Genomic DNA, 12,524 nt, shown 5'->3' on the forward strand with positions numbered 1-12,524 from the left:
GCTTCGCTCCGAGCCATGGCCGGCCTTCGGCCGGGGTCCTTCGCTTCGCTCCGGACTGCTTCGGGTTCCGCTGCGCTCCACCCTGCGCGGGCCGGCTTCGCCAGCCTCAGGCTCCCGCGCTCCGCGCGGGAGGTGACCCCGTTCCACGGGGTCCGGGCCTCCGGCCCGTTGAGCGGGTCCGCTCCCCCACCCCGGTCCTTCCGGCTCCGCCTCCAGGACCACGGCCCGCTCTGCGGGCCAGGCTGGCAGCAGAGTCCAAGCTCTCGGCCTGTTGGGCGTCCGCTTCGCTCCCGCCCCCTCAGTCCTTCCGGCTTCGCCTCCAGGACCACCGCCCGCTCCGCGGACGGCTGGCAGCAGTCAGGGCCAGCCTGTCTATGAGGCGGTAGGCGATGTCGTGACCGTAGTAGTCGGCAAGGTCCATCGCGCTCATCGTGCCTGGAGGCTGCGGTCGCGGATCGGCACCGTAGGCGAGCAGGATCACCGTGAGCCTGCTGTCGACGGGCGTCCCGGACTGAAGTGCCGAGTCCCCCTCCAGGTCAATGGCGTGCTCCAGGAGCGTCATCCCACAACACACCTCATCGACGTCAGCGCCTTCGTCGAGGAGTCGGATCAGTGTGGCGTGGTCACTCGACTCGACCGCCTGATGGGCAGGCGTCCAAGGGCTCTCAACCATTCAAACTCCTCATGAGGAAGGCGCTCTACGAGAGGCTGAGACAAGCCACCAGGCAATAACGGCAACGATGGAACTTCAGGGCCAAGACCCGCTCCGCAGGCCAGTCAACAAGAAGGGTCCGGACTCAGGCAGTGAGAGGGGCCCAGGGCAAGGCTCCACGCCAACCCGGTCGGTCGAAAGCCCAAGCCTGAAGTACCTCCGCAACGGGCTCCACTGCGAAAACCTCATGCTCACGAGGCATGTGTGCCTGAAAGTGCTCCTCTGGACCTCCCTCGCGGTACTCCACTTGATAGCTCAGGTCATCGTTGAGGTACACCTGCATGTAGTGCTGATCGGCAGGCATCAGATCCAGCCGCCGCACGATCACGAACCGCCAAGTCAAGCTCATGTCAGCCAGCAAGTCATGCAACTGGTCCTCTGAAGGGTCGTCCCGAGACGTCCCGTCCGCCTCCACCGCATGCAACCTCGCCATAGCCATGGCCTCGACTGTACCGACCAAGGCCAGGCCCAAGACCACCCGCCTACGGGCTCTCCAGTTTCGCTCCGGACTGGCTCGGGTTCCGCTGCGCTCCACCCGAGCAGGCCGGCTTCACCGGCCTCAGAGCTCCCGCGCTCCGCGCCGGGAGGTGACCCCAGCCGTCCTTGTCGGATCCCCGGTGGGGCTGGTCAGATCGAGAATCCCCAGGTGTCCCAGCGTCTCTTCCGTGGACATCCCTCGGCTTCGGAAGCCTGTCTCTCAAGCCCCTCCAGCTGCTCCGCAGGGGGTCTACTCCCCTCAAGAGGAACGTACGACCCGTGATACACCACGCAGTCAGTAGGCACGGGCTGAAAGCCGTACCACCCGACCACCGCCAGGGTCACCAATGCCAGGAAAGCGATGACGTGCTTGCGCTCGGGAGACTTCGACAGACGGCTGATCATGTCCCGGACCCTACCGATCACTTCTCCCCCGGAGCCGGCGGTGACTAGACGGGGGCGGCCTCGGGCATCAACCAAGGCCAAAATCCGGCGGGTTCGCGAAGACATCGCTCGTATGCCACGCGTGCGGCTGGCACCCACACCACTTCTTGACCCAACCGGCGTACAGGAGGCGCCGTGAACCCAGTCTTCCAGAACCCAGATCATGTGGCCACAAGGTACCGATTCAAAATAGGAACCGGATTAAGACTGCAAGCAAAGGCATGGTCCGCAGCGCCTGCCGACCGTGACCGGTGTCGACGATCAGCGAAACTGCGCAGTACTCAACCAACCTGCACAGTCCATCCCCCGCCCGCGGTTCGTAGGCGGCGACGCGCGTGTCGTCCCCGACAGGCATACGGTGCCCCCTCGGGCTTAGCAAAGCCTGAAGGAGACTTCGGGATGCTCTGGCAGTTCTTCACCGCATCGTGTGGCTCGTCGGACCTGCGCATTGCTCAGATAGGCCGGCCCGTTCTCCACTGAAGGGGAAGGCAGCCTGCCTGCGGCCTTGCCTTGGACCGACAGAGGGGGCGGGGTGCATCCACGTCATGTGAACGGCGATTCGTGGGACCCGACGGGGGCATAGCCCAACTGCCATGGCGGACCACAGCCGGGGAGCTCCGGCCCATGGACTACCCGACCGTACGCGGCTTCCCCCTACGGCGCGGACGACTGCTGGCTCCGGGATGGTGGTGGTCCGCGACCACCGGCCGTCTGATCGGATACGGAAGCGCAGCGATGCGGGACGCTGTCATGCTGCTCGACCGGGATCCACAGGTGGTGGGCATCGCAAGCCGGCCCGTGGAGTTCGTGTGGGAAGAGCACGGAAGGCTTGTCACCCACACCCTTGACCTGGCCGTGGCCCTGGCCGACGGCTCGACACACCTGGTGGACTGCCCCGGGCGCGGCGGCCCCTCCAAGCGACTCAAAGGCCGGGCGCAGGTAGTCTAAGCGTGTGCTCGGGAAGCAGGCTGGGAGCACCGGTTCGCGGTGACCGCGGAACCGGTGGTCACCGCCAACGCACGGTGGCTGTCGGGCTACCGGCATCCCCGCTGCTCCGTCGGGATCTCCGCCGCACGCCTGCGGCGGGCATTCCCCGTGCCCATCGCACTGGCCACGGGCGCGCTCCGGCTCGGGGACCCGATCGCGACGCTCCCGGCCGTCTACCACCAGCTGCCTCGGCAACAACAAACGCCCCCGCCTCTGGTACGCCCTCGCCCGCGAAGCGATCACCTACCCCGAGACCATCGCCCTCGCCCAGTTCTTCACCCACCACCCCCGCTCGCTGCACGTCCTCGAACGCCCCGGGCGCACCCACCCCCTCCACACCGCCGTCGCCACGCTGCTGGGCCGGCCCTGGCTCGAGAACCCGGCCCTCTACCCCGACCAGTTCTCCAACCGCATCACCTACACAGCCGACCGCCACCCCTACCCCCGAAGCCGGTGGCCCTACCGGCACAACCCCTACGACCCAGGCCCCACCGAACTCACCAAACTCGGCTACCAACCACCCCACCCACGCCCCGTACCAGGCAGAAAACGCTAGCGGCGCATCAACCAACGTTCACCCCGTTCCGGTGGTTGAGTGGCGATGTCCTCGCCGCGGCGGTGCCGAGGGTCGCGAAGACGTTCAGCGGTATGACCGCTCAAGCGGACGAAAGCGGCTGCGGCCGATGCTTCGACGCGGGCGAGGTCCAGCTCCTACGGACACCGGACGTTCCGCTCCCGGCGGACCTTGTCCGTCGGGTCGCGCAGAAAGATCCCTTCCACTGGGTTAACCAGCCCGCGATCATTCGGCGGGTCCTACCGCAGCTCGTCACGGTGCTCGCCGAAGGCGTGGACGAGCCCGATCTCATGGCCCGTGGACTGGCCGCTGCAGGCTGGTCGCAGTGGCCTGGCGAGGAGGCCGGGGCAGTGGCCGGTTTCCTCGAGGCGTGGTGGACGCAGACCCTGCGCTCACAGTCCCCGCCCAACGCCGCATCCGAGGTGTTCGAGAGCTGTGTGACCGCGAGCTCCTCGGTCTCCCCGTGGCTCGCCCTGTGGAAGCCGGAGACGAGCCCCGTCGCCCGCCGACACCTGGCCGACAGCCTCAACAGGTGGACGGAGGAGATGACCTCCGACCACTCGCCCTTCACCTGGTGGTGGGGAACCGAGGCGGAGGAACAAGCCGCCTGGTCCCAGGTCAAGACATGGCTGGCCAGTCAGACCCACGCGGCCGTGGTACGAGAAGGGTTCGCGCCTGACCCGCAGTCATAACGTCGGCTCGGCCGGATCCAGGCGACATTCGCTTCGTCCACGACCATGCGGAGATGTTGGTCAGCACCGTTGGTGTTCCACCAGATGATGCACCGGCAGATCATACCGACCTGTTCCTGGTGGCCTTGGTCATCGGTGCCGTCGAGGGACTAGCCGCCACATACCAACAACCAGCGGAACTGCACAGTACCCAACCAACCTGCACAACCACGTCCAGGCGCGGAAACACCACAGGTCAGACCGAGTGAGCATCCCGGCACTACTCAGACTCATTGAGCCACCCAGCCCACACCCGCTCAACCAACCTGCACAACACCAGGTCAGAAACACGACGACTGTGCAGATTCACCGACCGGCGACACTTGTCGCGGATCAGCGAAACTGCGCAGTACCCGGCTGCGCAGCCCCCTGTGATCTACCGTCGGAAGCCACGCCGGGGGTCCCTGATGCTGCGGTTGTCGAAGGCGGTGAACCAGGCTGCTTCCCTGAGGTCGCCGATGCCCATGGACTGGTTTGTGGGATTCTCCGGGTCCTCGATCCCACCGAACTTCGCGTGGAAGAGCATCAGGACGTCGTGGTCCTGGAACAAGAGATCGGAGCAGCTGTCCCAGCTGTAGTCGTCCTCGTGTTCCGGGAGGGAGTTGTGTTCGTCTCCCTCCTGCCGGTCTTCCAAGTACATCGGAGCGTCCTCGATGGCCAGGTGCAGGGCCATCTCCTCGGCGGTGCAGGTGGGATTGGGCCAATTTCCCTTGGCGAGGTCCCCGGCCAGGTCATCGAAGGCGCGTGCCATCCGCCGACGCCAGCGGTGGTCGGCCGTCCACGTAAGCGGCGGCAGCCGGTCAAAGACTTCCCACGTCGCAGAGTCGGCGTCCGACAGGAACTGGTCTCCAAGACGTTCCGCGTCGTCGTAAGCCTGGTCCGCGAGGACTGCTAGCGCCGTGTGGAGCAGGTCAGCCGTACGGGGCGTCAGCTGCCATCGGCACTCCTCGCAGTTTTCGTCCTCGCCCTTGCAGGGGCAGGCCTGTGTGTCGAAGAGCGCGGCAAAGTTCGGGGTCTCGCTCTCGCTCGCCGGCCTGGTGCGCTGCTCTCGCAGGCGCCATCCGTGAGTGAACCGAGTGATGATCGGTCGCCGGCTCCAGTCGGCCAGCTCGTCCCCGTCTTCGGGGTTGAGGAGCTCCGCGGAGCTCTGGTCTTCGAGGGTCTCGGTGCCGGCGACATCTGGCTCCTCGGTGAGGGTCATCACGGCCCCGATCAGATCCCGGGGATCGTCATCGCCGAGTTCGGACGCCGGCAACGGCTCCCATCCACGTGCTACCGCGGCGCGCAGGAGGGCGTCCTCGTCCGTGACGTGAAACTCGTAGAGGTGGGAGATCCGCACGACCTTGCCTGGGAGGTCCTGCAGCTTCGGGTGGCCGGCGGGCCCGCGGACCGCGCCGTTAGCAGGGTCGTCCTCGGAGGGGTCCGGCTCTGGTTCCGGCACTACGAACAGCGTGCTGGGGTCTGCACTCCAGTTACCGCTCGCGGCCTGGCCGACGGCTTGGCGCAGCGAGCTGGCCGGGGCGTCCGGCATCTCGGCCGTAAGGGCCTTCAGCTCATCCTCGACTGTGCTGACGTCGCGGCAGGCGAGGACTCGGCGGAGGATACCGGCTGCCTCGTAGGCGTGGTCAGGGTCCTTGCAGGTCAGGACAGCGGTCAGGGAGCTGGGGCCGTTGTCGTGAGCCAGTAGGGCCATCACCCGGCTCTTGCTTAGCGTGTGTTCGCACAGGAAGTCGATAGCCCGGGCAGCGGAAAGCGATGAAGCCATCGCGGAACTCCTAGAGGGAAGAGTGCTCCGCGCGCGCCAAACTAGTGGCACTCGCGGACACGGCAGGGAGACCCGCTGGTGGACACGGTACGAACGTGTCCCCGGACGGTGAAAGAAGCGTGGATGGGCCAGCTGGTGCCTCCGCTACGAACGAAGACCCGGACTCAGCTGAAGCCAACCCTACCCACAGATAGCGAGCCGCACCCACGAATCCGGAGAAGCCAAGACCACACAGCAAAGGGCGCTATTCGCGGACAGGTTGGGCATCGAGTTGGCTGCTTCGCCGACACTCGCGGCTCCCAGGTCGAGATCGTCCAGAATGGGCCGGGCGCTCCGCCTCCACAAGGACGGCTCCACCAAGATCGCCCGCATCATCGTGCCGGTCTCCCTGGAGCCGAACGAAGACCCCAGCGGCATGGTCGCCAGGGCCGGCTTCCGCCCCCTTGTAGCGGTCCTCCAAGGGCTCCGCAGTCATGACGAACGACTCGTCTCCAGCGCGCTCACCAGCAGCAAGCGCAAGATTCACGTCCAGCGCGACAAGGACGGCCAGATCCTCGGGGCCGGCGGCGGGGGCGACGGCTGGGACCAAGAGCCGGACGGCGACACTCAGGCTGCCTCCGGATCCGCCCTGCTCCACTTCTCCAGCCCACGCGACACGGCCACCATCGCGGCCTTCCTGGGCACCCGGGTCTACCGGCCCGAGTCCCTGGTGTGGCTCGAAGGAACCAGGCCCTCATCCGCTGGCGGGCCGAGAACGAGATCGTCGGCGTCCACGCCGTCCCCTACGACGTCGAGGTCGAGGTCGGGCGTCACCAAGGACTTCCCCCTCGGGCGGTGGGTGCACCAGCAGCGCAAGGCCCTGCGGGCCGGGGATCTGGAGAAGCGGCGCAAGACCCTGCTGGACGCGCCGGAGGCCGGGATGGTCTGGGAGCCCGGCCAGGAAGCGTGGGAGGCCAAGCTCTCCGCTCTCCGCTCCTACCGGCGGGCCACGGGGCACCTAGCGCCCCGGCAGGACGCGGTCTGGGGCGAGGGCGAGGCGATGGTGCCCGTCGGGCAGCACATGGCCAACCTCCGCCGCAAGGGCGCCAAGAACGGCCTCGGCAAGAACGAGGACACCGCGACGACCCGCTCGGCGCAGCTGACCGCGATCGACAAGGACTGGGACTGCCCCTGGCCACTGGACTGGCAACGGCACTACCGCGTGCTCGCCGACCTGGTCGACGCCGACGGCGTCCTGCCCCACATCGCGCCGGGCGTCGTCTTCGACGGCGACGACGTCGGCAAGTGGCTCCAGCAGCAGAAGCAGCCGGCCACTTGGGCGCGGCTCCTGCCCGAACAGCAGGAACGACTGACCAAGCTCGGCGTACAGCCCGACCTGGCGCCCTCTCCCGTCCCCGCAGCCATGCCCGGGGCGAAGGGGCCAAGCAAGGCACAGCAGGCGTTCCAGCGGGGCTTGGCAGCCCTCACGCAGTGGGTCGAGCGCGAAGGCGCCCACCGGCCGGTCCCGCGCCCACGGCGAGGAGATCACGGTCGAAGACGAGGCGCAGCCGGTGGTCGTGAAGCTCGGTGTGTGGGTCTCTAACACCAAGTCGCGGCGGGACAAGCTCAGCGCCGATCAGCTCGCAGCCCTCGCGGCGCTGGGCGTGAACTGGACGTGACACCGGCTGCGGCTGGTCGTTGAACAGGCTGTTCAAGCGAAGTGCACCGCGAGGCCCTGGGCATCATCCCAGGGCCTCGTGCGCTGCCGGCGGCCGGCGGCTCTGCCCGAGCATGGCGTGGGCCTGCAACACGAGGTGCAACACCTGCTCCACCAACCTCCATCCGGGGCATGCCCCCTGGTCAGAGCGCAACGCGAGGCGGTTTGCACTGAGCGTGTTGCAGCGCCAGGGAGCTGGTGTTGCAGGCGGGTGGCCGCCAGGGCGAAGGGAATCGTCATGTACTTCGCCCATGCTGCCCAGGCACCTGGGCAGCGTTAAGCCGGCGCCCCGCCCGCCGTGCCCCAACGAAGCCCCGGGCGCCATCGTTATCTGGGGTTGAGTGCAAACCATCGCAGATCAGCGGCCATCTGATCCGTTGAGGCACATGAGGCAGTGGGCGCTCCGTTCGCTTCTGTGCTTGGTCATACGGCTGACGCCCTGCGGCGTCTCGGTTTGTTTGGGGCGTTCCGCCGTCGGGCGGGCGTTGAAGGTGCGAGGCGTCTGCTCGCTCGCGGGCATGGGAGCGCATGCGACCGGCCGGGCCCGGTCCGTGATGGACCGGGCCCGGCCGAAGGCGGGGCAGAGGGTTAGCGTCCGCTGGCGTACAGGGCGAGGAAGGGGGTCAGGCGGGGCTGACCATTGGTGGGGTTCCCGATCTCGGTCACGTTGCCGTAGTAGCGCCCGTCGATCGTCACACCCCGGTCAGCGCGGCCGGCCGCGGTGTTGTGCGCCATGCGGGCCATGTTGCTCCAGTTGAGTTCGAGCCCGGTGCCGAAGGCGCCGATGTGGGCTGGCGAGCCCGGCTGGCTACGGTCACCGCTGGCGTAGATGCCCATGGCGACGCGTTCCTGGATCCAGCCGAAGCGGGCGGCCTCGGCAGTGGCGCCGATGATGTAGGCCATGGCCCGGTTCACCGTGGTGGAGTTGCGGCTGTCCGGCGTGGCGTTGGTGAGGTTCTGCACCTGCTCGTACATCGTCGTCCGGTCGTAGCGCTGGGCCCCCCGCCAATCATCGGGGGCCGACATCTGCGCGTAGCTGCCGTCGCCGGTGATCTGGTTGAACAGGGGGACGTTCTGCGGGACGGGGTCGGAGACGAGGCGGACTGCCTCCGGCAGGTGGTTGGTGTACGCGCGGTCTGCCTGGTTGGGGCGGGGGACGATGCGGTAGTGCTGGCCCCGGGCCGAGAAGCCCAGGAAGTAGAGGTTGTCGACGTTGAAGTACAGCGCGAGGTGCGCGCGCTCGCCGTCCGCCTCGGGGGTCCAGACCAGGACCCGGATGACACGGTTGCTGTTGGTCCGCCTCGGGGTGTCCATGTACCCCGGGCTGTTGCTGACACCTTCCATCTGGTGGCCGGCGGCGTTGCGCAGCGCATTCACCATGCTGGTGTAGTAGGCATAGGCGCGATACGCCTGTTGGCTTAGGTCTGCCCCCCTGGTACCCGTCCATGTGCCAGTCGATTGTGGTGACTCGCTGGCTCTCGGGGACCTCGGCGTTGGCCTTGGGGGCGGCGGCCCCGAAGAGCACGCTGCAGGCGGACACCAGGGCGAGCAGCAGGACCGTGAGCTGCCGTCCGGGTCGGCGCATGGTGGATGTCGGATGCAGGCGCATCGGGTGTTGGCTCCTGAAGGCTGTTCCGTACGGGTGTGGGCCGTACGGCGGGGACCCCGCGCGAGCGCCTGCCGCTGCGTCGGGGCAGGGGCGTCCTCGCGGGACGGATGGAGAGGAAGCGGCCGCCGCCCCGGGCCCCTCGTGTCCCGGCGGGCGGGGCGGATCGGTGGGACGTGGGCTTCCGGGTGGCTCCGGGGCCGTCTTCCTCAGGCTTCAATCCAACCCGGGCGGATGGGCGTGGACCAGGCAATTTCACTGGCACAACTAGGTGGCGCATACTTTTGCCGGTTGGGGTCGCGGTTCGGCGGGGCCACGTCGAACACAGGAAGATCATCAGCATGGCCTCGACCACACCGGCCGACTACTCCTTCGGTACGCTGCTGCATGCCCTGCGCCGTCGGGCCGGGCTCAGCCAGGAGGACCTGGCGCACGCGGCCGGGGTGAGTGTGCGGGGCCTGTCCTACCTGGAGAAGGGCCGCTCCCGGGGGCCGCAGCGCCGTACCGTGCAGGCGTTGGCGAAGGCGCTGGGCCTGGATGCGGCCGGCGCCCGGGAGCTGGAGGTGGCCGCGAGCGCGGGCCGGGCTCGCCCCATCCGCACCACGGACGCCACAGCGCCACCGCTCAGGCCGTCGCCGGACGTCCCGGTGCCCGCCCTGGCATCGGAGGCCACTGTGAACGCCAGCGCACCGGACCTGCTGCCGCGCGTGCCGCGCGGTTTCCACGGCCGGGCCGGCGAGCTGGCCGCGCTCACCCGGGCCAGCGCGGGCGAGGCCCCGGTGTGCCTGGTGGTGGGGCCCGCCGGGGTCGGCAAGACCGCTCTGGTCCTGCACTGGGCCCGCCACGACCCGGCTGGCCTGGCCGACGGCCGCCTCTACGCCGATCTGCGCGGTTTCAGCGATATGGGCGAGCCGTCCCCGGCCGAGGTGCTGCGCGAGTTCCTGCTCGCCCTCGGTATTGCGCCCGAGCGGATACCGGAGTCGGAGCACGCCGCAGCCGCGCTGTTCCGCTCCCTGGCCGCCGACCGGCAGCTACTGGTCGTCCTCGACAACGCCCGCGACTCCGACCAGGTCCGCCCGCTCCTGGCCGGCGGCGACCGCTGCGTCACCGTCGTCACCAGCCGCCACCGCCTCGAAGGGCTGATCGTCACCGACGCCGCCCGTCCCTTGGCCGTCGACGTCCTCACCTCCCAGGACGCCACCGCGCTCCTGGCCCAGGTCCTCGGCACCGATCGGGTGCATGCCGAGCCAGCCGCCGCACAGGAGCTGGGCGAGCTGTGCGGCGGCCTGCCGCTGGCCCTGCGCGTGGTGGCCGCCCGCCTCGCCACCCGCCCCGACCGGACCCTGACCGAGATGGCCGTCGAACTCGCCGACGAGACACGCCGCCTTGGCCTTCTCGAGCTGGAGGACACCGGCGTCCGGGCCGCACTCCGCCTCACCCTACGCCAGCTCCCCGAGCATGCCCGCGCTCTGTTCGCCGCCCTCGGCCGCCACCCCGGCAGCCACGTCGACCGGTACGCCGCCGCGGCCCTGGCCGCCACCGACCCGGCCGACGCGGAGACGGCCCTGGACCGCCTCGCCGAAGCGCACCTGGTGAACGAGACGGTGCCCGGCCGGTGGACGATGCACGACCTGGTGCGGCTCTTCGCCCGCAGCCTGAACGCCCACCCCGACACCCTCGCGCGCGTACTCGACCACTACACCGCCACCGCGATCGCCGCCGTCGAGGCGGCCGAGCCCGGCTCGGAGGACTGCTTCCCCTTCCCGGCCGGCTTCCACCCGCCCGCCGCGGTGCGCCAGTTCGGCGACCGGGCCGCGGCCGTGGCCTGGTTCACCGCCGAGCGCGACAACCTCACCCAGGCGGTCGCTGCCGCAGACACCGCCCGCCTGCACGAGCGGACCTGGCGCATCGTCATGACGATGTGGCCACTGATCGTGTGGCGGGTCCGGGACGTCTGGGCCCCCCTTCTGGAAACCGCGCTGGCAGCCACCCGGGCCGACGCCGACGAGTACGGCGAGGCCCGGGTCCGCAACATGCTCGGCTGGGTCCTCACCGAAGAAGACCGCACCCCCGAGGCACTCGTCCACCTGGAAGCCGCCCACGCGCTCGCCACCCGCGCAGACGACGCATTCGCCGAAGCCAACGCCCTGATCGTGCTCGCCATGGCCCAAGCCGCCCTCGGCCACCTCGACCAGGCAGCGAAGAGCTGCGACCGTGCAGCCGACCTGGCCCGCCACAGCGGCGACCGCAGGATCGAACGCCTCGCCACCCAGCACCTCGCCCGCCACCAAGCCGACGCCGGCCACTGGCAGCAAGCCCTCACCACCGCCAACCACGCCCTGGACTTCGACTACTGCCCCGACACCACCGACATCCCCCACATCCTGCTGCTCATCATCAAGGGCGAAGCACTGCTCGGACTCGGCGACCGCGCCGACGGCATCACCGAGCTCGACCGCGCCGCCCGGGAAGCGGAGGCCGCCGGCTACGACGACGGCGCGGTACGAGCCCTCGCTGCCCTCCTGCGCGCGGCGCCGGGAGCGGAGGTCCGGGCACGCTACGACACGGCACTCGCACGACTCACCTGCGAGGCACCGGCTTCGTGACAGCGCCCGACACGGCCGACCGCCACCCTGTGTCAGTACAGCAAGGCCAGGCGCCACCTTCGTGTCAGCGAGCGCACCACCTCTGCAGGGTCCGGCGGCGAAAGTCGGGGGGACCTCTGCCTCAGTGGGGATGCCGACGTCAGCCGTATGCCGGATACCGCCCGTCGTCGCGGGGTGGTGGCGAGGGTGGACGCTTTCATGACCGGCAGGTGGACGGTGCCCCGGCCTCGCCGGCCTTGTGCGCGGGGCGGGGTGTCGTGACCGCGTGCCCGTGCCTTTCTGCCCGTCAGCGGTCGGTGCCCACCGCCCCTGCCACAACCGGATCCACCCCTGTGTCCCTTCGCTTACGGCACCGCCATCAAGGCAACCGTGTAGCAACAGGGCGCGAGAACACCCCAGTTGTGACATCCAGCAGGTCAGCAGCATGAAGGCTCTGCCCCGCTCGTAGCCGAAGGGGTCGCCAGTCGCCCGATCCGGCGCCCGTTTCACGCCCTCGGGAAGCCGTGCCCCGGCGGCGGATACTCCCGGCCCGGCAGCTCGGCCACCCCATAGAGGACGATCCGCTCGAACTCCGACAGCTCCCCCCGCTGCCCGGCGGGGTCATCGGCGGCTTCGTCGATCGCCTTCAGCAGCCGCATCGACCGCTCCCGATCCGCCTTCGCCCCCGCCGAACACGCCCGGCCCGGTACGCCGCCGGGAGCAGGCGACGGGGTGCGGTCCCAGGTGCCCGAGCGCCACAGGCTGTTCACGACCACGGCGCCGGCCATCAGCGACAGGACCAGCCCCGCATCCGTGTACCCGGACCACAACACCCACCCGGCGCAGCTCTGCAGGAGGACACCCGTGAGCGTCCCGTGCGCGACCCGGCGCCGCCTGCCCGACATGACCACCCCGCCTATCCCCTCCTGTGACCTGCGCGATTCCCC

The 12,524-nt window shown here is 69.2% G+C and carries 7 protein-coding genes and 1 pseudogene; 4 read left to right on the top strand and 4 right to left on the bottom strand.

Annotation, left to right across the window (positions count from 1 at the left end; genetic code table 11):
* Window positions 1-298 precede the first annotated feature (298 nt).
* Window positions 299-673: an ankyrin repeat domain-containing protein gene (locus ACIA8F_RS23865; RefSeq protein ID WP_399381620.1), complete on the bottom strand. Its 375-nt coding sequence runs from the start codon at window positions 671-673 to the stop codon at window positions 299-301.
* Between the two features lie 1,584 nt (window positions 674-2,257).
* On the opposite strand from ACIA8F_RS23865, the gene ACIA8F_RS23870 reads away from it, so the two are divergent.
* The gene (locus ACIA8F_RS23870) at window positions 2,258-2,581 is read left to right on the top strand and encodes a TnsA-like heteromeric transposase endonuclease subunit (protein ID WP_399381623.1); all 324 of its coding nucleotides are present in this window, start codon (window positions 2,258-2,260) and stop codon (window positions 2,579-2,581) included.
* Between the two features lie 687 nt (window positions 2,582-3,268).
* Window positions 3,269-3,886, top strand: a complete 618-nt coding sequence (locus ACIA8F_RS23875; protein WP_399381625.1) for a hypothetical protein — start codon at window positions 3,269-3,271, stop codon at window positions 3,884-3,886.
* Window positions 3,887-4,301: 415 nt separating this feature from the next.
* Here ACIA8F_RS23875 and ACIA8F_RS23880 read toward each other — a convergent pair whose 3' ends face one another.
* A complete protein-coding gene (locus ACIA8F_RS23880) occupies window positions 4,302-5,690 on the bottom strand; it encodes a hypothetical protein (protein ID WP_399381627.1) in 1,389 nt (462 codons plus the stop codon).
* A gap of 270 nt (window positions 5,691-5,960) precedes the next feature.
* Here ACIA8F_RS23880 and ACIA8F_RS23885 point away from each other — a divergent pair.
* A pseudogene (locus tag ACIA8F_RS23885) lies at window positions 5,961-7,348 on the top strand (Helicase associated domain protein); the annotation flags it as partial.
* Window positions 7,349-7,974: 626 nt separating this feature from the next.
* Here ACIA8F_RS23885 and ACIA8F_RS23890 read toward each other — a convergent pair.
* Window positions 7,975-8,766, bottom strand: coding sequence for a ribosome-inactivating family protein (locus ACIA8F_RS23890; protein ID WP_399381628.1), 792 nt, complete (start codon window positions 8,764-8,766; stop codon window positions 7,975-7,977).
* A 567-nt stretch (window positions 8,767-9,333) separates the two neighbouring features.
* On the opposite strand from ACIA8F_RS23890, the gene ACIA8F_RS23895 reads away from it, so the two are divergent.
* The gene (locus tag ACIA8F_RS23895; protein ID WP_399381631.1) at window positions 9,334-11,598 is read left to right on the top strand and encodes a helix-turn-helix domain-containing protein; all 2,265 of its coding nucleotides are present in this window, start codon (window positions 9,334-9,336) and stop codon (window positions 11,596-11,598) included.
* A 485-nt stretch (window positions 11,599-12,083) separates the two neighbouring features.
* Here the strand turns inward: ACIA8F_RS23895 and ACIA8F_RS23900 are convergent, their stop codons facing one another.
* On the bottom strand, window positions 12,084-12,482 hold the full coding sequence (locus ACIA8F_RS23900) for a hypothetical protein (protein ID WP_399381634.1): 399 nt from the start codon (window positions 12,480-12,482) through the stop codon (window positions 12,084-12,086).
* Window positions 12,483-12,524 lie beyond the last annotated feature (42 nt).

It is taken from the genome of Streptomyces sp. NPDC051563, assembly GCF_044454225.1.
In the GTDB taxonomy this organism is placed as follows: domain Bacteria; phylum Actinomycetota; class Actinomycetes; order Streptomycetales; family Streptomycetaceae; genus Streptomyces.